The organism is Klebsiella sp. PK18, assembly GCF_057784655.1.
On sequence record NZ_CM173493.1, the window covers coordinates 4,513,519 to 4,536,613 of the forward strand.

The window sequence follows — 23,095 nt, forward strand, 5'->3', positions numbered from 1 at the left end:
CCGGAGGCGGCTTTGGGGCTAAGTTCAGCGATTGAGCTCCAGTTTCTTTTCCAGATAATGGATGTTGCAGCCGCCAGCGCGAAAATGGTCATCCGCCATGATCCGCCGCTGTAGTTCAGCGTTGGTTTTGATGCCATCGATCACCAGTTCGCTCAGGGCATGTTCCATTCTCGCAATGGCCTCATTCCGGCTGTCGCCGATGACGATCAATTTGCCAATCATTGAGTCGTAGTACGGTGGGACGCAGTAACCTGCGTAGATATGAGATTCCCAGCGTACGCCGAAGCCACCTGGCGCATGAAAACGGGTAATTTTGCCGGGGCTGGGCATGAAGGTATGTGGGTCTTCGGCGTTAATACGGCATTCAATTGCATGACCGCGTAGGCTCACCTGCTGCTGGCTGATGGAGAGAGGCAATCCGGAGGCAATCCTCAACTGCTCTTTAATCAGGTCAATGCCGGTGATCATTTCCGTCACCGGATGCTCCACCTGAATGCGGGTATTCATTTCGATAAAATAAAACTCACCCTGCTGATAGAGAAATTCAAAGGTACCGGCACCGCGATAGCCGATGTCCAGACAGGCTTTGGCACAGCGCTCGCCGATAGCCTGGCGGATTTCCGCGGTGATCCCCGGCGCAGGGGCCTCCTCCACCACCTTCTGGTGGCGACGCTGCATTGAGCAATCGCGTTCGGCAAGATATATCGCCTGCCCTTGCCCATCGGCCAGAATCTGGATTTCGATATGGCGTGGATTCTCCAGATACTTTTCCATGTAGACCATATCATTGTTGAACGCTGCCTTTGCCTCGGCGCGCGTCATGTCAATGGCCTGCGCCAGCTCTTTCTCTTCGCGAACAACCCGCATCCCGCGCCCACCGCCGCCTCCGGAGGCTTTGACGATAATCGGGTAACCGATCCCGGCTGCCAGCCGGCGATTCTTCTCATGGTTATCGTCCAGCGGGCCATCGGAACCCGGTACGCACGGTACTCCAGCTTGCTTCATTGCCTGAATAGCCGAGACCTTATCCCCCATCAGGCGAATGGTTTCCGCTTTCGGGCCGATAAACACAAATCCTGAGCGTTCCACCTGTTCGGCAAAATCCGCATTTTCTGCGAGAAAACCGTAACCGGGATGAATGGCCGCCGCGCCCGTCACTTCAGCTGCCGAAATTACCGCCGGAATATTGAGATAGCTTTTGGCGGATGACGGAGGACCAATACAGACGCTTTCATCGGCCAGCAGCACGTGTTTTAACTCGCGGTCGGCAGTAGAGTGAACGGCTACCGAGCGGATGTTAAGCTCCCGGCAGGCGCGCAGAATACGCAGCGCGATTTCGCCACGATTGGCAATCACGATTTTGTCCAGCATGAGATCCCCTATTCAATCACTATCAGCGGCTGGTCGAATTCAACCGGTTGACCATCAGTAGCCAGAATCGCTTTAACGATCCCGCTGTTCTCTGCCGAGATTTGATTCATCATCTTCATCGCTTCGACGATGCACAGGGTATCGCCAATATTAACCTGCTGACCCACAGCCACAAATGGCGCCGCACCGGGTCCCGGAGAGAGATAAAAGGTTCCTACCATCGGGGATGACGTGATGTGCTCCGTCGCAGGGTCAGATGCGATAGCCCTGGCCTGTGCGGCCTGAATCGGAATATCCAACTGCGGCTGGACGACGGCCGCGGATACGGCGGACGACCCAACCGCCGTGGGGCTGGAGATGGCGCGGCTGATACGCACGGAGCTTGCCCCTTCGGCAATTTCCAGTTCGCCAATGCCGGAGGCTTCAACCAGAGCGATCAATTTTTCAATGCTGGCAATATCCATAATTTTCGGGTTCCGCAGAAATAGGAAATGATGTACCCGATTGCGCAATCAGCGGTGATGCAGTTATAGCAGAGCTGGTGGGCGATATTTCATAGGAAGTTCAGGTGGTGGGATAAGAAAATATGAGGGTCAAACTGGTAATGAACGAATCCCTTGCTATCTGGGTTATCGCCTGAAGTAAAGGAATCAACTGTAAAACTGAAAATCTCATACGGTAAGGCTGTTTTGAGGGAGCAGTGAACGTCGTTATCACGAAATATGTTTTGAAGATCATAGGCTCAAAAACGCCGGGATTATCCGTGGCTCATAGCCCCGTTAAGAAAGTGGCTCGTCTTAATAATATTTTATATCCAGCCCTCCCTCTTCAAACCGTTAATCCAGTAATTTCATCTCCAGCGCCCGGCTCATCGCTTGAGTGCGACTATTCACTTTAAGCTTCGCGTAGATGTTTTTGATGTGCCATTTGACCGTCTCGGCAGAAATAGCGAGGGTGCGAGCAATTTCTTTATTCATCTGACCTTCAGCGATCAGTTGTAATATCTGCAACTCTCGCTCGCTGAGTTCCCCATGAATATCGGGGCTTCCACTATTAAACGGTGTTCCATCTGCAGGCGCGCGCTTGCCGGCCCAGGGTTCATGGACTATCCCTTCCTCAGTACAAGCCGAAGAGGTTTCATTCATACCGGCAAGCAAAGGTTGCAAGGTATCGCCAGCTTCAAGAAAGAGGCCTTTGAGATGCTGTTGTTCAGCCAGCTGCACGACTGGCTGAAATGTCGTGCGCGCAGCGGCAGTTTTGCCACTGTTCCACAAGGCCAATGACCAGAGCGTACGCAGACGCGCTGCGGTTAACCTGTCCCCCCGGTTTTCCTGATCAGGGACCATATCAGCCAGGAGAATACAGGCTTGCGGCGCCTGGCCTCTGGCGAGAAGAAGGCGACAGTGGCTAAGGGATGCAGACAGAGCGATAGCGCGTTGACAGGGATGTTCGGCATCCATTCTGAAGCTGGCGGCCATTTGTTCAAGTTGTCGCTGCAGTTGCTCTGCGCCTGTGACATTGCCGCGCTGCAGCCGCACCCTCACCTGCTCGGCTAACATCATGGCCTGGAGCCGTTGCCAGCCGCGAGACACGGCAAGACGCTGCGCATGCTCCAGCAATCGCTCGGCCTCATACGGCATATCGCCATCCAGGGCCTGACGCGCGAGATAGGTATAGCAACGACTCAGCGCATCGGGTGGACTGAATCGGTCGATGAATTCGAGCCGGTCGGCTAACAGATGATCGGGCGAGTCGCCACTCTGACATTCATAGGCTATCTCCGCCAGCAGCGGCGCCAGCGTCGCGCCACTGGTCGACTGGGTACCGGTATAACATTCAGCCTGGCGCAACGTTTTCTCTGCGTACCACCCGGCTTTCCCCAGATCGCCCTGACAAAGATGGCACTGGGCAATGATAAAAGCGCGATAAACCGAGACAAACAGATTATCTAAAGGACTTTCCGGAGAGGGCATATGCTGTTGAACCTCCAGCGCATCGTGATAGCGCTGGTTAACAACATGGCAATAGCTGAGAATATTGCATATCAGACCATCAACCCAGGTGTCGCCGCAGGGCACTTCGGCCAGCAACGGCTGAACAATAGCCAGACTCTCCGGGATGTTTTCCGCAAAGGCTTCGCAAATTGCCCGCACAACGCGCAATTTACACCAGGTGCTGCGAGTTAAATCCTCACGATGATGAAGTACCATCTGATCGAGGTTATCAAGCAGCTGCCTCGACTCATCAAAGTGGAAATAATGCGCCAGTGCCCAGGCCAGATTAATTTGCAGGTCAATGCGCGAAGGATCGGTGCTGGGCGGTAAATGATGCATCCATGAAATCAGGGTATCGATATCCCCTTCTTCCGCCAGTGACTGAGCGCTTGCGCCGTCCTGTACGGGGCTATGCACCGGCTTGCCTGCGCTGAGCGCATGGCGTACCGCCTCAGACCACAGCTTCTGTTCGACGAACCAATGACTGGCTAACTCATGTAGCTGTTTGCGATCAATATCGTTGTTCTGCTGCAGCATGGTCCGAAGATTTTCCTGCAACAGAGGATGGTAGCGGAACCAGTAGCCTTGTTCGTCAAGGGCTGACAAAAAAAGGTTGTGTCGCTCAATCCATGCCAGCATCGCTTTACTATCATCTCGTCCTGTCACTGCGTTGCATAATTCGGCATTTAACCGACTGAGGAAGGACGTTTTCACCAGAAAATCGAGAACCTCTTCCGGCAGCGGATCCAGTACCACCTCTTTCAGATAGCGGGCAATGGACCGTGTTCCTCCATGCATATTGCGCAACAGATGCTCGGGATCATGCTGTAATTCTGCGGACAATGAAGCGATCTTCATCCCTGCAATCCAGCCCTCAGTCACGGACTGTAGCCGCTGTGCATGGTGGTTGCTGAGGGGTAGCGCAACCGTGCGGCTAAAATAGTGTTTTGTTTCTTCGAGCGTAAATTGCAGGTCTCGATCATAGATTTCCACCAGTTGGTCCTGGGCCTGCAGCTGGCTCAGCGCAAGATTCGGGTGGAAACGGCTGCCAATGATCAGATGCAAGGCGGCAGGCGCATGCTTGATTAAATACCCCAGGGCTTCATAGACCCCACGATCGTTAATCACGTGGAAGTCGTCGATGATCAGGTATACGTCATGCGGGCAATAGTGTAGCTGGTTAATGAGCCCGGCCAGCAGTTGCTCGGAGCTGGAGAGCTTCTGTTCTTCCATGTCACGCCAGAAATCGGCGTCCCAGTCAGCATAGAGTGGACGCAATGCTTGCAGCAGATAAGGAATAAACTGCCATACGTCATCATCATCCTCATCGAGGCTCAGCCAGGCGATACGTTCACCCTGGGCGACCATCTGCTGATGCCATTGCGCCAACAACGTGGTTTTGCCAAATCCAGCGCCGGCGCAGACGACGCCCAGCCGGCACTGCTGAACGGGACTGAGAAGCTGAAGAAGCCGGGGGCGCTCCAGCAATTGTATCGAGGAGCGAGGCGGGACGAATTTGGTCAGGATTAACGGCAAGCCTCGCGTCAGCCGCAATGGCCCGGAGACCAGTGAGGGTGATTGGCGACCTTCTAAATCCAATGGCTTCATCCGTGGTGTCTACTCGTTTTGTTTTTTTTCAATTGTACGCCAGCCACCGGGATGACATGGGGCAGGCAAACTTTATGGCCACACAAAATTTAGAAAGTTTGACCTCAAGCATGAAAACCCCCACCTACCCCCCCATGAAGGTGGCTTCGCACTCTCTCTAACCGCTCGTAGATTCATTGCATGGGTGTGGCCAGGGTTATTCGCCCTGTCTGTTGGCCCCGCCTGGGTGACCTTTATTGAGGAGAATTAAACGATGCTCAGCAAACAGGCGTTATTGCAGGCTTACCGCAAGATGCGGGAGATCAGGACCTTTGAAGAGCGGTTGCATCAGGAAAATACCAGCGGTGATATTCCGGGCTTCATTCACCTTTATACCGGTGAGGAGGCCATCGCGGTGGGGGTCTGCGAAAATTTAACGAGCGCAGATTTCATTGGTTCAACACACCGTGGACATGGCCACTGTATTGCTAAAGGTTGTGACATTCACGGCATGATGGCCGAAATATTCGGTAAGGACAGCGGGTTATGTCGCGGTAAGGGTGGCTCGATGCACATTGCCGATCTGTCGAAAGGAATGCTGGGGGCGAATGCTATCGTTGGGGGGGCCCCTCCACTGGCCATCGGCGCCGCGCTAACGGCAAAGACGCTAAAAACCGGCAACGTCGGGGTCTCTTTTACGGGCGATGGGGGTTCTAATCAGGGCCTGGTCTTTGAAGCCATCAATATGGCCGTCGTGCTCCAGCTTCCAGCCGTCTTTATTTTCGAGAACAACGGTTACGGCGAAGGGACCGGCCATGACTACGCCGTGGGTGGGCGTGATATCGCCCGGCGCGCCGCTGGCTTCGGCCTGCCGGCAGTGACCGTCGATGGCACCGATTTCTTTGCCGTTTATGAGGCAACCTCAGAGGCGGTCAAGCGTGCGCGAGAAGGCGGTGGCCCAAGCGTCATTGAGGCCAAAGCCTTCCGCTGGCATGGTCATTTTGAGGGCGATCCCGCGCTATACCGCGCGGAAGGTGAAGTGCAACGCCTGCGTGAACAACATGATCCGCTGAAGATTTTCACCGCTAAGGTCAAGCAACATATCACCCAGGAAGAACTGGCGGCGATTGACGAGAAAGTAGAAGCCCTGGTCAACGATGCCGTATTGAAGGCCCGCGCCGCTGCCTACCCGGCTCCGGAAGACCTGCTGACAGACGTGTACGTCTCATACTGAGGGTGATAACCATGACAATAAAAACCTATCGTGAAGCGGTCAAGGAAGCCCTGGCTCAGGAAATGGAACGCGATGAACGCGTAGTGCTCATCGGTGAAGACTTGCGTGGCGGTCATGGCGGAAATGCGCCCGAAGAGGCGAAGATTGAAGCCTTTGGCGGTGTACTGGGTGTCACTAAAGGGCTGTGGACGCAGTTCGGCTCCGATCGGGTGATCGACACGCCCATTACCGAGTCGGCCATTATCGGTATGGCGGCCGGCGCCGCAGCAACGGGGCTGCGGCCAGTCGCGGAATTGATGTTCATGGATTTTTTTGGTGTGAGTCACGATGCACTGTATAACCAGGCGGCTAAGTTCCGCTACATGTTTGGTGGCAAAGCCAGAGCTCCGCTGGTAATGCGAGGGATGATCGGCGCAGGGTTTTCCGCCGCGGCCCAGCATTCACAGTCACCCTATAATATCTTTGCCACCACGCCTGGACTGAAAGTGGTGGTGCCCTCGACGCCTTATGACGTCAAGGGTCTGTTAATCCAGTCCATTCGCGACGACGACCCGGTGGTATTCTGCGAGCATAAAATGCTGTACGACCTCAAGGGCGAGGTACCGGACGAGATCTATACCATCCCGCTAGGTGTAGCCAACTACACGCGCGAAGGAGAGGATGTCACCATCATTGCGTTGTCGGCAATGGTACATAAAGCAAACCAGGTGGCGGACAAACTGGCCAGAGAGGGGATCTCGGTCGAGGTGGTCGACCCGCGAACCATTTCGCCGCTGGATGAGGAAGGTATTCTGGAATCGGTGGCTTCCACGGGGCGGGTCGTGATAGTCGACGAATCTGCTGCACGCTTCGGTTTTGCTCATGATGTCGCGGCGCTGATTGCGTCTCAGGCATTCCATTTCCTCAAAGCGCCCGTTCTGCTGGTGACGCCGCCACACACGCCGGTCCCGTTCTCCCCTGCTCTCGAAAAACTCTGGATCCCTGGCGTTGAACGTATCGAAGCCGCCGTCCGTCAAGTGCTGGAGGATTAACCTATGAGCGAAATCAAGACGCTTGAAATGCCAAAGTGGGGGCTTTCCATGGAGGAAGGCTTGCTCGCTCGATGGGCAATCCAGGAGGGTGACGATTTCACCAGAGGGCAGGAAATCTGTGAGATTGAAACCAGTAAAATCGTCAATGTGCTGGAGGCACCTTTTGCCGGTACATTACGCCGGATAATCGCCCGGGAGGGTGAGACGCTTCAGGTTGGCGCCGTGCTGGCTCTGGTGGCTGACGCTTCAGTCAGCGATGCTGAACTGGACGAATTTGCTGCCAGTCTGGCGACGGTGAAACCCGCAGCACCTGGCCCGGAGGATGCCGCGCCGGACCTAGCGGCACAGGCAGGCGCTAAGCCACCTTCCGTTGTTTCGCCGCCATCCAACAGTCCGGAGCCCCCTATTGGGCAGACCGTCATTCCCGTCAGTCTGCAAGGCGTGACTGATGTGACTCAGGTTAATGCCACGCCCCATGCGTTAAGACTGTCTGCCCGCTGGGGTGTCGACCTGAAAAAAGTCCGCGGCAGCGGGCGCGGGGATCGTATCTCTGTTTCTGATCTGGAAAGCGCGATCGTTGCCGCCGGCGGTCGTCTGGCCTCTCCGACGCCCCCCGTTCGTCGCAGTAAAGCGCCCCGCTCGCATGCCGATGATAGCCAGGTATCGGCCACCCCGCTGGCGCGCCGTCTGGCCGGCAAACTGGGTATCAACTTACATGACTGCCGAAGCAGCGGTTCACGCGGTCGGGTGAGTCGCGATGATGTGCTGGCCGCGGCGTTGTTACTCGACGAGCACCCGCAGACCAGCCCTGTGCAGAAGAGTGCCCCGGCACCCTTTGAGAGCATCCCGATGTCCGGTATGCGGCGGGCTATCGCTTCTCGTCTGCAAACCTCCAAGCAACAGTCTCCCCATTTCCGTTTGAGTGTCGATCTCGATCTGGAACGACTGTTAGCGTTTCGTCAGGAAATTAACCGCGAAGTACCCGGCGTCAAGATTTCGGTTAACGACCTGCTGGTGAAGGCTTGTGCCCTCGCGCTGGTGGCCGTGCCAGACGTCAACATCCAGTTTGATGAAGCGACACAAAGTATCCGCCGCTTTGCGGATGCCGACATTTCAGTGGCTGTTGCGCTGCCTGACGGGCTAATTACCCCTATTGTTCGCTCGGCGAACCGGAAATCGATCAGCGACATATCGGCCGAAATTCACGCCCTGGTGACCAAAGCCAAAGCGGGCACGCTGAAGCCGGAAGAGTTCCAGGGAGGGACCTTTAGCGTGTCAAATCTGGGTATGCTCGGTGTACGGCAGTTTGACGCCATCATCAATCCACCGCAAAGCGCAATCCTCGCCATTGGCACCGGCGAGATGCGGGCGGTAGTACGCGACGGGCAAATCGTCGCGCGCCACCAACTGACGGTATCGCTATCCTGCGATCACCGGGTCATCGATGGGGCGGCAGGTGCAGCTTTTCTCCGGGAACTCAAGCGACTGACTGAAACCCCTACCCTGATGTTTATCCAGGAGACGAGCTATGCACGATAATTACGATGTGCTGATCATCGGCGGGGGTCCTGGGGGGTATGTGGCCGCCATCCGTGCCGGCCAGCTAGGTCTTCGTACCGCCTTAGTGGAAAAACAACATCTGGGCGGCATCTGCCTGAACTGGGGATGCATTCCAACCAAGGCGCTGTTGCATGGCGCTGAGGTCGCGCACAGTATCACCCATGCCAGTCAGCTGGGCATCAGCGTGGGTGAGGTGAATGTCGATCTGCAGAAACTGGTGCAGTTTAGCCGTGCCGTTTCGCAACAGCTCACGGGTGGCGTTGAGTACCTGTTGAAGAAAAATGGCGTGAGGGTGATTGATGGCACCGCGCGGCTGCGCGGTAAGGGACAAATAACGGTAGCGGATGCCCGGGGGGAAGCGCACGATTACCGGGCCGATCACGTGATCCTGGCCACGGGCGCCCGACCACGCGCATTACCAGGCATAGAGCCAGATGGCGAACATATCTGGACCTATTACGAGGCACTACAGCCTAAGCGATTGCCCAGGTCGCTATTAATCATCGGTTCAGGCGCGATTGGCGTCGAGTTCGCCAGCCTTTATAACGATCTGGGCTGTAAAGTGACGCTGGTCGAGCTAGCGTCGCAGATTTTGCCCGTGGAAGATGCCGAAGTGTCAGCGGCGGTGCGTAAGTCATTCGAAAAGCGCGGGATTCAGGTCCATACCCAGACCCAGGTAACGCAAGTACAGCTCACCGATACCGGGGTGCGCTGTACAATGAAAAATACGAGCGCCGAATCTTTCCTGGAAGTCGAACGCGTGCTGCTGGCGGTTGGCGTACAGCCGAATATTGAAGATCTGGGGCTGGAAGCACTGGGCGTCGAGTTAGACCGCGGTTTTATCAAGACGGATGCGGCTTGTCGCACTAACGTATTTGGGCTTTATGCCATCGGCGATGTAGCCGGCCCGCCGTGTCTGGCGCACAAGGCCAGCCACGAAGGCGTGATCTGCATTGAGACACTGGCTGGTGTCGAAGGCACCCACCCGCTTGATCGCGACTATGTGCCCGGTTGCACTTATTCCCGGCCTCAGGTTGCCAGTCTGGGCCTGACGGAATCGACGGCCCTGGCCAGAGGACGACCCGTCAGGATCGGTAAGTTCTCTTATCAGAGCAATGGTAAGGCGCTGGCCAGCGGCGAGACAGAGGGTTTTGTGAAGACCATTTTCGATGCTGAAACAGGTGAATTGCTGGGCGCGCATATGGTTGGCGCACAGGTCACGGAACAGATCCAGGGGTTTGGCATCGCCCGTCACCTGGAGGCCACAGATGAAAGTCTCCTGTCGATGATCTTTGCACATCCGACACTTTCCGAAGCGATGCATGAGTCAATCCTCGCGGCCTGCGACCAACCGTTGCATCAATAAAAAATAAGGGAGGCGATAGCGTCGTGATACGGAGTAAGTTGCCCGTTATCCCTCCTGTATTTTCCTTAAACGTTCGATAAGGTAACAGCCCGTCGTTAGGTAAGTATCCCGCATCATTGATCTCCAGCCACTGGCAGTCATCTCACTTTATTGAAAATGAGCAGGACTAACGCAAGGCAAATGGCGCTACCGACAAATGCGGTGATGAAGGAATTCACCAATGAGCTGCTGTAACGAAATAAAAGCGTCATTGCGGATTCATTCCGTCAAGACTTGCTTATTTGTTCGTTACGAACATTTTAATACCAGGGGAATTGCACATAGCCGCTAACCTGTCCTTATTATTGCCACGCAACCTCATCTCTGTTGCCCTTACTGACGTTGCACTCGTTGCACATGATTTGCAGATTGGCAATATCGAGGGCTAAATGCGGGTAAAGAGAACGCGGTTTTATATGATCAACGTGCATCACCATCCCGTCACTGGCGCCGCGCCCGCATACGCAACATTTATTGCCGTAGCGCTGAAACGCCTGGTAACGTAAACGCCGCCACTCCCTTGAGCGGTAGAATGTCTCAGCCTCTTTAGCAGCTTGCTGCCGCTGCGCCTGCTCACGTCGGAACTGTTCGAATAAAACGACATGCCCTTCGGCTTTAGGGTAATTTCCCCAGGCATCCGTCGCTGGTGTCGTGTCGGGCTTCTCCTGTACCTTCACCGAGTCTTGAGGATAGAGTTTGCTCGTAACCTTTTGTACCAGCTTGAAAAGTATCCATACGACTACGGCCAGAATAACTAACGTTTCCACTCCCTCGCCTTATTCTCGTTCAAAGATGATTGCTGCATTATTTTATACAAGCGCCATATTGATGGTCATTATACCTTTGTAGGGATGAATTCGCGTTATCGCAAGGGGATAACATGCGTCCCCACAACATATACACCGCTGTACCACTCATCTTTTCCCCCTCACGTTTTCAACCCAACCTGCTATGCTCCTTCTTTCCCTGTTCTCTGGAGATCTCAATGCTGACCATCTGGGGCCGAAAAACCTCCTCTAACGTGCAGGCGCTGATGTGGTGTGTTGGCGAGCTTGGGCTGGACTATCTCCGGTTCGACGTGGGGCATCGCTATGGTGGTACCGACAGCGAGGCGTTTTATCAGCTCAATCCCAATCGCACGGTGCCAGTGCTGCAGGATGGCGATAATCCGCCGCTGTGGGAAACGGGCGCGATCCTTCGCTATTTAGCCAATCGCTACGCCGATGACGCCTTCTGGCCGGGCGATCTGCTGGCCCGCACTGAGGTTGATCGCTGGGCCGAGTGGTCAAAGCAGAATATCGCCCTCGGCTTTACGGCGCCGGTGTTCTGGCGCGTGGTGCGCACGCCTGCCGCCGAGCGGGATCCGCAGGCCATCGCCGCGGCGGTGAAGGCTCTGGAGCAAAAGCTGGCGATTGCCGAGACGCGTCTCGCCGGCAGTCGCTATCTGGTGGGCGATACGTTCACCCTGGCCGACATCCAGTTTGGTCATGTGCTGTACCGCTACTTTGCCATCGATATCACCCGTCGTCCCCTCCCCCATCTTGCGGCGTATTATGCACGGCTAACCGCACGGCCCGCCTTTCGCCAGCACGTCATGGTCAGCTACGACGAGCTGAAGGTCTGAAGATGGTCGGTAGCGCCTCCTGACGCTACCGACATACCGGTTAACGCGCCATCAGGACAAACACGCCCCAGCCGAGATATTCCCGGGTCCAGGTGACATGGTGCAGCGGCGCGGTGGTCAACTGCTGGCGAACCTCCGGCGCGAAGTCATCGTGCGGATTGGCCTCCAGCCAGCGGCGCATCGTCAGCCATTTCGCCGCTTCATAACGATCCCAGCCCTCCTGGTCGGCCAGCACCATCTCCACCACGTCATAACCCAGTTCACCAAAGTGGGCGACCAGCGCCGGCAGCGTCAGGAAGTCATCGGGAGTCTGCGCGCCGCAGGCAACCGCCTCTTCCGCCGTGGCCGGACGTTTGCGCCACCATGGCTCGCCGATAAGCAACATGCCGCCTGGGGTAAGGCTCTGCTTCAGCAGCGCAATCGTGCCGGCCACCCCGCCGCCGATCCACGTGGCCCCTACGCAGGCGGCAATATCGCACGGCTGGCTGGCGACATATCCGCTGGCATCCTGATGCACAAAGGTTACCCGGTCGCTTACCCCGAGCGCTTCTGCACGGGCGGTCGCCTGCTGGCTGAACAGCAGGCTCATGTCCACGCCGGTGCCGACGATCTGATGATCGCGCGCCCAGCTACAGAGCATCTCGCCGGAGCCGCTGCCAAGGTCAAGAATAGCGGTGCCCGGCGCCATCCGCAGCGCCCGTCCCAGGGTGGCGTACTTTTCCGGGGTAAAAGGGTTATGAATACGGTGTTCGCTTTCACTGATAGTAAAAATGCGAGGGATATCGATCATGGGTGTTTCTCCTTGAGAGCCATACGCCCGGGCAGCGACCCTGCCCGGGTCGCTGTATCAGCGGTTGTCCGCCTGCGCGCGAACGTTATTCAAACCAGTGGTGTTGATCCGGTACGGCTGGCCGTTCACCGACTTAATCAGCTTTTTGGTTTTGAGCTTTTTGAAGACCGCGAGGGTGCAGTCGTTCAGCAACAGCCCTTCACGGGTGTAGCATTCGACGGCGGTAATGCGGCCGGAGGTATCGCGGACGTGCGCAATACGGCCACCTTTGGCGAGAACGTGTAAGGTCCGTTGTTCCTGACGGGATAAATTCATACTGAAACCTGTTCATTATCATGTGCGAAAACATGCCTACACCCGCAGGTGTGTGCGTAAGGTTTAAGCGCAGCGATAATCAGTCCGGCCTGGGCAGGTCGGGGAACTGATTATCTGATAATGACATTCTCCAGCATCGAAGCCTCGGTAAGCATTGAAAGGTATTAACGCGCTGAATACTAACACCCTCAGTTCATAAGGGTATGGCGCAGATTAAAAACTGTGACCGGTATTACGATTTCCCCTCAGCCTCCCCCGCATTTTGCGCTTTCCGCCACCCGCTCTGTTCCTCAAGGTTGACCACCACCTTATCTCCCTCCCGCATTGTTAAATAATTGTTGTCAGATCACAAAATAGAAACAAAAAGGCCATTTCGTACGCATTTTATAAAAATGTAGATATTTTTAATTTATGGCTACGAAATGAACATCACCCTGACCTTACAGCGAGGAACGATCCTGATGAACGCCCTGACCGCAGTAAAACCGACACCCGCGCCGTTAGCCCAGCCATATCCGGGCTTTTCCATTGCCCCTTCCGCACAGTCGCCGCGCCTGCTGGAGCTCACCTTTTCCGCCGAAACAACCACGCAGTTCCTGCAGCAGGTCGCGCAGTGGCCGGTGCAGGCGCTGGAATACAAATCTTTCTTACGCTTCCAGGTCGGCAAGATCCTCGACGATCTGTGCGGCAATCAGCTGCAGCCGTTGCTGATCAAAACATTGCTCGATCGTGCGGAAGGCGCGCTGCTGATCAACGGCGAAGGGATCGATAACGTCAGCCAGGCCGAGGAGATGGTCAAGCTGGCCACCGCCGTCGCCCATCTGATTGGCCGTTCCAACTTCGACGCCATGAGCGGTCAGTATTACGCTCGCTTTGTGGTGAAAAATGTCGATAACTCCGACAGCTACCTGCGCCAGCCGCACCGGGTGATGGAGCTGCACAACGACGGCACCTACGTCGAAGAGCAAACCGACTACGTGTTAATGATGAAGATCGACGAGCAGAACATGCAGGGCGGTAATTCCCTGCTGCTGCATCTCGACGACTGGGAGCATCTCGACGAATTTTTCCGCGACCCGCTGGCTCGCCGCCCAATGCGCTGGGCCGCGCCGCCGAGCAAAAACGTCAGCAAGGATGTTTTTCACCCGGTGTTCGACGTCGATTCGCTGGGCCGTCCGGTAATGCGCTATATCGACCAGTTCGTCCAGCCGAAAGATTTTGAAGAAGGCACCTGGCTGAGCCGCCTTTCCGACGCGCTGGAAACCAGCAAAAACATCCTTTCAATACCGGTGCCGGTGGGCAAATTTCTGCTGATTAACAACCTGTTCTGGCTGCACGGCCGCGACCGGTTTACGCCGCACCCGGACCTGCGCCGCGAACTGATGCGCCAGCGCGGCTACTTTGCGTATTCCACGAATCATTACCAGACTCATCAATAAGGGTTCTCAGGCGAAGGAATTGAGCGGATGTATGATTTCGTGATTATCGGCGGCGGCATCATCGGCATGTCGACCGCCATGCAGTTAATTGAGATTTACCCGGACGCCCGCATTGCGCTGCTGGAAAAAGAGACCGGTCCGGCCTGCCATCAGACTGGCCACAACAGCGGCGTGATCCACGCCGGGGTGTATTACACTCCCGGCAGCCTCAAGGCGCAGTTTTGCCTCGCCGGCAACCGCGCCACCAAAGCGTTTTGCGAGCAGAACGGCATCCGCTATGACGTCTGCGGCAAAATGCTGGTCGCCACCTCGCCGCTGGAGATGGAGCGGATGCGCGCCCTGTGGGATCGCACCGCCGCCAACGGCCTGCAGCGCGAGTGGCTAAGCGCCGGGGAGCTACGCGAGCGCGAACCGAACATTACCGGGCTCGGCGGGATCTTCGTCCCTTCCAGCGGCATCGTCAGCTACCGCGACGTGGCGGCGGCAATGGCGAAGATCTTCGAATCAAAAGGCGGAACGATCGTCTACGACGCCGAAGTCAGCGCCCTGAAAGAACATGCCAGCGGCGTGGTGATCCGCACCCGCCAGGGCGCCGAATATGAGGCCTCCACGCTGATCGCCTGTTCGGGCTTGATGGCCGATCGGCTGGTAAAAATGCTCGGCGTCGATCCCGGGTTTATCATCTGTCCGTTCCGCGGCGAGTATTTCCAGCTGGCGCCGCAGCACAACCAGATCGTCAACCATCTGATCTATCCGATCCCCGATCCGGCGATGCCGTTCCTCGGCGTCCACCTGACCCGCATGATCGACGGCAGCGTCACCGTCGGCCCCAACGCCGTGCTGGCTCTGAAGCGCGAAGGCTACCGCAAGCGCGATATCTCGCTGGCCGATACCCTGGAGATCCTCACCTCGCCCGGCATCCGCCGGGTACTGCAAAACAACCTGCGCGCCGGACTGGGCGAAATGAAGAATTCGCTGTGCAAAAGCGGCTATCTGCGGCTGGTGCAGAAATACTGCCCGAGCCTGACGCTGAGCGATTTACGCCCGTGGCCCGCCGGCGTGCGGGCGCAGGCGGTATCGCCGCAGGGCAAACTGATCGACGATTTTCTCTTCGTCACCACCGCGCGTTCGATACATACCTGCAATGCGCCATCGCCGGCGGCCACCTCCGCTATCCCGATCGGCGCGCACATCGTCAGCAAGGTGCAGACCCTGCTGGAAAGCCAGAGCAACCCCGGACGCACGCTGCGTGCGGCACGTAGCGTGGAGACACTACACGCCGCTTTTACCCGTTAACCCCCTTAAGACAGGAAGCGATTATGCAACTCAACGATATGACACTGTTTCGCCAGCAGGCGCTGATCGATGGTCAGTGGCGCGATGCGCCCAACGGCGATGTGATTGCGGTGACCAACCCGGCCAACGGCGAGCAGCTCGGCAGTGTGCCGAAAATGGGCGCCGACGAAACCCGCGAAGCAATTGAAGCCGCCAATCGCGCCCTTCCCGCCTGGCGTGCCCTGACCGCCAAAGAGCGGGCGAATATTCTGCGCCGCTGGTTCGATCTTATGATGGAGAATCAGGACGATCTCGCCCGCCTGATGACCCTTGAGCAGGGAAAACCGCTGGCGGAAGCCAAAGGCGAAATCAGCTACGCCGCCTCCTTTATTGAGTGGTTCGCCGAAGAAGGTAAGCGCATTTACGGCGATACCATTCCCGGCCATCAGGCCGACAAGCGCCTGCTGGTGATTAAGCAGCCCATCGGCGTTACCGCCGCCATCACCCCGTGGAACTTCCCGGCGGCGATGATCACCCGCAAAGTGGGCCCGGCGCTGGCCGCCGGCTGCACCATGGTCCTGAAACCGGCCAGCCAGACGCCGTTTTCAGCGCTGGCGCTGGCCGAACTGGCCAATCGCGCCGGGATCCCCGCCGGGGTGTTCAACGTGGTCACCGGTTCCGCCGGGGCCGTCGGCGGCGAACTGACCAGCAACCCGCTGGTGCGCAAGCTCTCCTTTACCGGCTCGACCGAGATTGGCCGCCAGCTGATGGAGCAGTGCGCGAAAGACATCAAAAAAGTCTCCCTGGAGCTGGGCGGCAACGCGCCGTTTATCGTCTTTGATGATGCCGACCTCGATAAAGCCGTCGAGGGGGCGCTGGCGTCGAAGTTCCGCAACGCCGGGCAGACCTGCGTCTGCGCCAACCGACTGTACGTCCAGGACGGGGTGTATGACCGTTTCGCTGAAAAACTGCAGCAGGCGGTGGAAAAACTGCGCATCGGCGACGGCCTGCAGGATGGCGTCACCACCGGCCCGCTGATCGACGAGAAAGCCGTCGCCAAAGTTGAAGAACATATTGCCGACGCCATCGCCAAAGGCGCGAAAGTCGTCACCGGCGGCAAACCGCACGCCCTGGGCGGCAACTTCTTCCAGCCGACCATCCTGGTCAACGTTCCCGACAGCGCCAAAGTGGCGAAAGAGGAGACCTTCGGCCCGCTGGCGCCGCTGTTCCGCTTTAAGGATGAAGCCGACGTCATTGCCCAGGCCAACGATACCGAGTTCGGCCTCGCCGCCTATTTCTACGCCCGCGATCTGAGCCGCGTCTTCCGCGTCGGCGAAGCGCTGGAGTACGGCATCATCGGCATCAACACCGGCATTATCTCCACCGAAGTCGCCCCGTTCGGCGGCGTCAAGGCCTCCGGCCTTGGCCGCGAAGGGTCGAAGTACGGTATCGAAGATTATTTAGAAATCAAATACATGTGTATTGGCCTTTAACAGGAGCGATGGATGAACAGCAATAAAGCAATGATGGCGCGTCGCAGCGATGCGGTCCCGCGCGGCGTCGGCCAGATCCACCCTATCTTCGCCGAACGCGCGGAGAACTGCCGGGTGTGGGACGTCGAAGGCCGGGAATATCTCGATTTTGCCGGCGGTATCGCGGTGCTCAATACCGGCCATCTGCATCCGCAGGTTGTCGCCGCCGTCGAAGACCAGCTGAAAAAGCTGTCGCATACCTGCTTTCAGGTACTGGCCTACGAGCCTTACCTGGCGCTGTGCGAAAAGATGAACCAGAAGGTGCCCGGTGATTTCGCCAAGAAAACCCTGCTGGTCACCACCGGGTCGGAAGCGGTGGAGAACGCGGTGAAAATCGCCCGCGCGGCAACCGGGCGCAGCGGCGCCATCGCCTTCACCGGCGCTTATCACGGCCGTACCCATTATACCCTGTCGCTGACCGGAAAAGTGAACCCGTACTCCGCCGGTATGGGGTTAATGCCGGGCCACGTCTATCGCGCCCTCTACCCGTGCGCGCTGCACGGCGTCAGTGATGACGAGGCGATCGCCAGCATCCATCGCATCTTCAAAAATGACGCCGCGCCGGAAGATATCGCCGCCATCATTATTGAGCCGGTGCAGGGTGAAGGCGGGTTTTATGCCGCTTCCCCGGCTTTTATGCAGCGCCTGCGCGCCCTGTGCGACGAACACGGCATTATGCTCATCGCCGATGAGGTCCAGAGCGGCGCGGGCCGTACCGGCACGCTGTTCGCCATGGAGCAGATGGGCGTGGCGGCAGATATCACCACCTTCGCCAAATCCATCGCCGGCGGTTTCCCGCTGGCGGGCGTCACCGGGCGGGCGGAGGTGATGGATGCCATCGCCCCCGGCGGACTCGGCGGCACCTACGCTGGCAACCCCATCGCCTGCGCCGCCGCCCTGGCGGTATTACAGATTTTCGAGCAGGAGAACCTGCTGGAAAAAGCCAACCAACTCGGCGACACCCTGCGCCAGGGCCTGCTGGCGATTGCAGAAGATCATCCGGAGATCGGTGACGTTCGCGGCCTGGGGGCGATGATCGCCATTGAGCTGTTTGAAAAGGGCGACCGCAGCAAGCCTAACGCCAGGCTGACGGCGGATATCGTCGCCCGCGCCCGCGACAAAGGCCTGATCCTGCTCTCCTGCGGGCCGTACTACAACGTGCTGCGCATCCTGGTGCCGCTGACCATTGAAGAGGCGCAGATCGAGCAGGGTCTCAAGATCATCGCCGACTGCTTTACCGAGGCGAAACAGGCATAGAGAAACAGGCATAGAACAGAATACATGCGGAAGCGAAGTACGTTCGTAAGGGAATGAAGACGAGACCTGCAAAACAACAATAATACGCGTACCCCGGCGCGGGAATGTCGGGGCGCTCTCCCAGGTGACACACTTCGAGAGGGTAAATGATGGGGCAACTGTCGCAATCACAGGATTTAGGGGCGGGACTGAAGTCGCGCCACGTCACGATGTTATCTATCGCCGGGGTGATCGGCGCGAGTTTATTTGTCGGCTCCAGCGTCGCCATTGCCGAAGCGGGCCCGGCGGTGCTGCTGGCCTATCTGTTTGCCGGGCTGCTGGTGGTGATGATTATGCGTATGCTGGCCGAAATGGCCGTCGCCACGCCGGATACTGGCTCCTTTTCCACCTACGCCGACAAAGCCATCGGCCGCTGGGCGGGGTATACCATCGGCTGGCTGTACTGGTGGTTCTGGGTACTGGTTATTCCGCTGGAAGCCAATATCGCGGCGATTATTCTGCATTCGTGGGTGCCGGGCGTCCCTGTGTGGTTGTTCTCCCTGGTCATCACTCTCGCCCTCACCGGCAGTAACCTGCTGAGCGTCAAGAACTACGGCGAATTCGAGTTCTGGCTGGCGCTGTGCAAAGTGATCGCTATTCTGGCGTTTATCGTACTGGGCGCGGTCGCCATTACCGGTTTTTATCCCTATGCCGAGGTCAGCGGCATTTCGCGGCTGTGGGACCACGGCGGCTTTATGCCGAACGGCTTCGGCGCAGTGCTGAGCGCGATGCTGATCACCATGTTCTCTTTTATGGGCGCGGAGATCGTCACCATTGCCGCCGCCGAATCGGACACGCCGGATAAACACATCGTCCGCGCCACCAACTCGGTGATCTGGCGTATCTCTATTTTTTATCTGTGTTCGATCTTTATCGTCGTCGCCCTCATCCCATGGAATATGCCGGGGCTGAAGAGCATCGGTTCCTACCGCTCGGTGCTCGAGCTGCTGCATATTCCCTACGCGAAGCTGATTATGGACGGTGTGATCCTCCTGTCGGTCACCAGCTGTCTGAACTCGGCGCTGTATACCGCCTCGCGGATGCTCTACTCCCTGAGCCGTCGCGGCGATGCGCCGGCCATCATGGGCCGGACCAACCGCAGCAAAACCCCGTACGTGGCGGTGCTGCTCTCCACCGGCGCGGCGTTCCTCACCGTGGTGGTAAACTACTATGCCCCCGCGAAGGTGTTTAAATTCCTCATCGACAGCTCTGGCGCCATCGCCCTGCTGGTCTATCTGGTGATCGCCGTTTCACAACTGCGGATGCGCAAAATCCTTCAGGCGCAAGGCGGCGAGATCCGTCTGAGAATGTGGCTCTATCCGTACCTGACCTGGCTGGTGATCGCCTTTATCACCTTCGTGCTGGTGGTGATGCTGTTCCGTCCGGCGCAGCAGCTGGAGGTGATCTCTACCGGCCTGTTAGCATTGGGAATTATTTGTACAGTCCCGATTATGTCGCGCTGGAAAAAGCTGGTATTGTGGCAAAAACTGCCGCTGCAAAATACGCGTTAACCCTGTTCCCGGCGCCCGCCGGGAAGAGTATTCAGGAGTAAGAACATGACCGCCATTCCCCAGGCGACGGCCATTGACGGGTACCGTTGGCTGAAAAACGACATCATCCGCGGGGTCTACCAACCCGATGAGAAGCTGCGAATGAGCCTGCTGACGTCGCGCTATGAGCTCGGCGTCGGGCCGCTGCGGGAGGCGCTCTCGCAGCTGGTGGCGGAAAGGCTGGTGACGGTGGTTAATCAGAAAGGCTATCGGGTGGCGCCCATGTCGGAGCAGGAGCTTCTCGATATCTTCGACGCGCGCGCCAATATGGAAGCCATGCTGGTGCGCCTCGCCATCGAACGCGGCGGCGACGAGTGGGAAGCCGAGCTGCTGGCCCGCGCCCATCTGCTCAACAAGCTGGAGTCCTGTGACGCCAGTGAGCGCTTACTCGATGAATGGGACCAGCGCCATCAGGCGTTTCACACCGCCATCGTCGCCGGCTGCGGCTCCCAGTATCTGCTGCAGATGCGCGAAAGGCTGTTCGATCTGGCGGCGCGCTACCGTTTCATCTGGCTGCGCACCACCGTGCTGTCGGTGGAGATGCTGGAAGACAAACATGTTCAACACCAGACCCTGCTGGACGCCATTCTGGCGCGCGATGCCGAACGAGCCAGCGCGCTGATGCGCGAGCACTTACTGACCCCTATCCCGATTATTCAACAGGCGATGGCTGGCAAGCTGTCGCCGCAGGCAGGGTGAGTCAGATGGTGGGGTTGAAATTACGGGTATGGCGGCACGCTCCTCCACGCCGCACGGGCGTGGAGAAATCGTATCCGTAGATCAATCAGGCCCGCAGGCGAACCGGTTCGCTGAAATCGTCGGCCGGTTCCAGCTTCAGATTAAAGGTGGTCAGCAGCGCTGCCGCGCGCTCGTGGAACTCGCGTAGCGTTTTTTCCAGTCTGTCGCTCACTTCCGGGTCGTCAATGTCGACCGCCTGCCATGAACCTTCTTTATTGAACAGGCCAAACTGGTAGCTGTAGGTGAAACGTGACTCTTGTGCTTCCATTTCCATCCACCAGCCCCAGAATTCACGCTTCTCCGGCGCGGGCTTAACATTGACGCAAACTGCCAGGCAATCGAAAAAGAAACGGTTGTCATGGCACTGCTCTTCGCGAATGTAAGGCCCTAGCGCCGTGAATTTCTTGATCAACTTACTTTTCAGGTGTCCACTTGGTAACGTCATTGCGATCTCCTTTAGTGATGCAACTGTTTTACCAAACCAATAGAATTTAGCAATAAATTAACCAAATCTATGATTGATCCAGCGGGCGATCTGTCGCAATGCGTGATCAAAATTGCGATACACCGGGTTAAACGGGATCTCCAGCAGTTTGCCATCGGCAGATGACGAAGTGATTAACCGCGACTCCTCTTCGGGGCTGAACGGATCGTCCTTCCAGAAGCCGGAAAGCATCGGCGTCGGGCAACGGCGCCCCAGCAGTCCCTGGGTTTTTAACGAGTAGCGGTTGAGCTCCACGCGCAGCGCTTCATCGGACGCGTCATGCATGCCCAGCCGCGAGGCCAGCACGTCAAGATACATCTCCGGCACGCGCCCCTGATGCAGGGGATCCACCAGCAGACCATGAACGACCGGGCCCAGACACGCCACAGCCTTCAGCCGCTGCGGCTCCAGGTAACCCAGACGGACCGCGATATTGGCGCCAAAGCGGAAGCCAAAGGCCGCGACCCGGGTATGATCGACCCACGGTACATTTTCCAGATGGCGCAGCGCGTGCTGGTGCAGCAGGCTGGTGTCCTGATTCAGCGTCCATTTTGACGAGAAGCCGATGGAAGGCATATCGATCGTCAGCATGGCAATACCGAGCGGTGAGAAGTAGTTCTCATACAAGTTGTAATAATCCGTCTGCAGTGAGTCCAGGCCCCCGCACATCAGCACCGTCGGAAACGGCCCATCGCCTTTTGGCATATGCAAAAAGCCGGTTATTGGCGAACCGCCAGGGATGGTGAACTCCAGTTCGCGCAGCGAGCCCGGCAGCCGCTGGGCGGCCTCTTCATACGCCCGGTTGGCTAAAGCCTGCGCCTGTTCGGCCAGCTCATCGCCTTTAATATGCGGATAAGCGGCAATGCTATACAGGTTCGATGCATGCAACCAGTGGCGGCCGCTCAGCAAAGGATCGGCTTCCTGCCCGGCCTTTTGCTGCCACTGCATGGCCTCTTTCGCCCACTCAAAGATCCAGTTGCCGCCGCGATAGCCGATAACGGTATCGAACAGTTCTGGATCCGTTCGTTCGGCCTCGCTCATCACAATGCGCGCTTGCACATCGAGGATCTCCTGCGGGGTCACGCCGCGCCAGATCCACATCAAACGGTTGATCAGACGGTACCAGTGATCGACGTGATTGCCGCTCAGCGCCGACTGCATCGCCTGCGGTTTTCCGGCGGAAAACCGACGCACCAGCGTAGAGGTTTCGGGATGTTTGAAGCGGGGTTTAAACAGCGTTTCGCTGAGGTTAGCCTGTGACATGTGCAGCCTCCGTCGTAGTGCCACTCCTGTTATTGTAACCTGCTAAAGGATAAAAAAAACCACGCCCGGCAAGCCGGGCGTGGTAAATAGCACTGTCCTGAAGAATTAACGACCTGCGATAGGCGGTACAAACACCACGCCCATATCCCACGGCTGTTCAATCCAGGTGTCCTGCGGAATATCCACAACGTAATCGTCCACCAGCGGGCGGCCTGCCGGCTTGGCGAAAATGGTGACAAAGTGTGCTTTTGGATACATTTCGCGGATCGCCACGGCGGTACCGCCGGTATCCACCAGATCGTCGATAACGATAAAGCCTTCGCCATCGCCTTCCGCGCGTTTCAGCACTTTCAGCTCGCGCTGGTTATCATGGTCGTAGCTGGAGATGCATACGGTATCAACATGACGAATGCCCAGTTCACGCGCCAGTAAGGCTCCCGGTACCAGTCCACCGCGGCTGACGGCAATAATGCCTTTCCATTGCTCAACCGGCAGCAGACGGCTGGCCAGTTTGCGGGCGTGAATCTGCAACATGTCCCAGGTGACGACGTATTTTTCGCTCATGTGAAGTGTCCCAGCCTGTGTAATACGGCTTAAATAATGTTCG

At 57.4% G+C, this 23,095-nt stretch carries 20 protein-coding genes; 11 read left to right on the forward strand and 9 right to left on the reverse strand.

Translation table 11 applies throughout. The features are described from left to right. Positions 1-24: 24 nt before the first annotated feature. The 3 genes from accC to AC3EMD_RS22305 all read right to left on the reverse strand — a co-directional run bounded on the left by accC (position 25) and on the right by AC3EMD_RS22305 (position 4,973). On the reverse strand, positions 25-1,371 hold the full coding sequence (accC, locus tag AC3EMD_RS22295) for an acetyl-CoA carboxylase biotin carboxylase subunit (RefSeq protein ID WP_004222829.1): 1,347 nt from the start codon (positions 1,369-1,371) through the stop codon (positions 25-27). A gap of 8 nt (positions 1,372-1,379) precedes the next feature. Beyond that, a complete protein-coding gene (accB, locus tag AC3EMD_RS22300) occupies positions 1,380-1,835 on the reverse strand; it encodes an acetyl-CoA carboxylase biotin carboxyl carrier protein (RefSeq protein WP_009485120.1) in 456 nt (151 codons plus the stop codon). 372 nt (positions 1,836-2,207) lie between these two features. Beyond that, a complete protein-coding gene (locus tag AC3EMD_RS22305; protein ID WP_319003990.1) occupies positions 2,208-4,973 on the reverse strand; it encodes a winged helix-turn-helix domain-containing protein in 2,766 nt (921 codons plus the stop codon). 253 nt (positions 4,974-5,226) lie between these two features. Here AC3EMD_RS22305 and AC3EMD_RS22310 point away from each other — a divergent pair, with 253 nt between their 5' ends. From AC3EMD_RS22310 to lpdA, 4 genes are read left to right on the forward strand one after another with little or no spacing between them, the layout of a single operon-like run. Further along, positions 5,227-6,186: a thiamine pyrophosphate-dependent dehydrogenase E1 component subunit alpha gene (locus AC3EMD_RS22310; RefSeq protein ID WP_023339629.1), complete on the forward strand. Its 960-nt coding sequence runs from the start codon at positions 5,227-5,229 to the stop codon at positions 6,184-6,186. Between the two features lie 11 nt (positions 6,187-6,197). After that, on the forward strand, positions 6,198-7,217 hold the full coding sequence (locus AC3EMD_RS22315) for an alpha-ketoacid dehydrogenase subunit beta (protein ID WP_002889881.1): 1,020 nt from the start codon (positions 6,198-6,200) through the stop codon (positions 7,215-7,217). A 3-nt stretch (positions 7,218-7,220) separates the two neighbouring features. After that, positions 7,221-8,756 carry a dihydrolipoamide acetyltransferase family protein gene (locus tag AC3EMD_RS22320; RefSeq protein WP_302073779.1) on the forward strand — a complete coding sequence of 512 codons (1,536 nt, stop codon included), beginning with the start codon at positions 7,221-7,223 and terminating at the stop codon, positions 8,754-8,756. After that, positions 8,746-10,143 carry a dihydrolipoyl dehydrogenase gene (lpdA, locus tag AC3EMD_RS22325; RefSeq protein ID WP_235317215.1) on the forward strand — a complete coding sequence of 466 codons (1,398 nt, stop codon included), beginning with the start codon at positions 8,746-8,748 and terminating at the stop codon, positions 10,141-10,143. Before AC3EMD_RS22320 ends, lpdA begins: the two co-directional genes overlap by 11 nt. A gap of 341 nt (positions 10,144-10,484) precedes the next feature. On the opposite strand, the gene AC3EMD_RS22330 is transcribed toward lpdA, so the two are convergent. Beyond that, positions 10,485-10,949, reverse strand: coding sequence for an HNH endonuclease (locus tag AC3EMD_RS22330; RefSeq protein WP_004191854.1), 465 nt, complete (start codon positions 10,947-10,949; stop codon positions 10,485-10,487). A 218-nt stretch (positions 10,950-11,167) separates the two neighbouring features. Between AC3EMD_RS22330 and AC3EMD_RS22335 the strand changes: the two genes are divergently transcribed. Further along, a complete protein-coding gene (locus AC3EMD_RS22335; protein WP_110198513.1) occupies positions 11,168-11,806 on the forward strand; it encodes a glutathione S-transferase family protein in 639 nt (212 codons plus the stop codon). A gap of 40 nt (positions 11,807-11,846) precedes the next feature. On the opposite strand, the gene AC3EMD_RS22340 is transcribed toward AC3EMD_RS22335, so the two are convergent. Then, positions 11,847-12,596: an SAM-dependent methyltransferase gene (locus AC3EMD_RS22340; RefSeq protein WP_023339625.1), complete on the reverse strand. Its 750-nt coding sequence runs from the start codon at positions 12,594-12,596 to the stop codon at positions 11,847-11,849. A gap of 57 nt (positions 12,597-12,653) precedes the next feature. Then, positions 12,654-12,911 carry a YjhX family toxin gene (locus AC3EMD_RS22345; RefSeq protein WP_008805277.1) on the reverse strand — a complete coding sequence of 86 codons (258 nt, stop codon included), beginning with the start codon at positions 12,909-12,911 and terminating at the stop codon, positions 12,654-12,656. Between the two features lie 461 nt (positions 12,912-13,372). Here AC3EMD_RS22345 and glaH point away from each other — a divergent pair, with 461 nt between their 5' ends. From glaH to csiR, 6 genes are all read left to right on the forward strand, one after another. Continuing rightward, a complete protein-coding gene (glaH, locus tag AC3EMD_RS22350; RefSeq protein WP_012542782.1) occupies positions 13,373-14,350 on the forward strand; it encodes a glutarate dioxygenase GlaH in 978 nt (325 codons plus the stop codon). 27 nt (positions 14,351-14,377) lie between these two features. Beyond that, positions 14,378-15,646, forward strand: a complete 1,269-nt coding sequence (gene lhgO, locus AC3EMD_RS22355) for an L-2-hydroxyglutarate oxidase (RefSeq protein WP_048267473.1) — start codon at positions 14,378-14,380, stop codon at positions 15,644-15,646. Positions 15,647-15,669: 23 nt separating this feature from the next. Next, complete coding sequence (gene gabD / locus AC3EMD_RS22360) at positions 15,670-17,118, forward strand: NADP-dependent succinate-semialdehyde dehydrogenase (protein WP_302073780.1); 1,449 nt, start codon at positions 15,670-15,672, stop codon at positions 17,116-17,118. Positions 17,119-17,130: 12 nt separating this feature from the next. After that, positions 17,131-18,414, forward strand: coding sequence for a 4-aminobutyrate--2-oxoglutarate transaminase (gabT, locus tag AC3EMD_RS22365; RefSeq protein WP_115188807.1), 1,284 nt, complete (start codon positions 17,131-17,133; stop codon positions 18,412-18,414). 149 nt (positions 18,415-18,563) lie between these two features. Next, positions 18,564-19,964: a GABA permease gene (gene gabP, locus AC3EMD_RS22370; RefSeq protein WP_002889795.1), complete on the forward strand. Its 1,401-nt coding sequence runs from the start codon at positions 18,564-18,566 to the stop codon at positions 19,962-19,964. Between the two features lie 45 nt (positions 19,965-20,009). After that, positions 20,010-20,702, forward strand: a complete 693-nt coding sequence (gene csiR / locus AC3EMD_RS22375) for a DNA-binding transcriptional regulator CsiR (protein WP_008805273.1) — start codon at positions 20,010-20,012, stop codon at positions 20,700-20,702. An 85-nt stretch (positions 20,703-20,787) separates the two neighbouring features. Here csiR and crl read toward each other — a convergent pair whose 3' ends face one another. The 3 genes from crl to gpt form a co-directional block, all read right to left on the reverse strand. Then, the gene (crl, locus tag AC3EMD_RS22380; protein ID WP_002889793.1) at positions 20,788-21,186 is read right to left on the reverse strand and encodes a sigma factor-binding protein Crl; all 399 of its coding nucleotides are present in this window, start codon (positions 21,184-21,186) and stop codon (positions 20,788-20,790) included. Positions 21,187-21,243: 57 nt separating this feature from the next. Beyond that, a complete protein-coding gene (gene frsA, locus AC3EMD_RS22385; protein WP_012542786.1) occupies positions 21,244-22,488 on the reverse strand; it encodes an esterase FrsA in 1,245 nt (414 codons plus the stop codon). A gap of 105 nt (positions 22,489-22,593) precedes the next feature. Beyond that, complete coding sequence (gene gpt, locus AC3EMD_RS22390; RefSeq protein WP_002889733.1) at positions 22,594-23,052, reverse strand: xanthine phosphoribosyltransferase; 459 nt, start codon at positions 23,050-23,052, stop codon at positions 22,594-22,596. Positions 23,053-23,095: the final 43 nt, after the last annotated feature.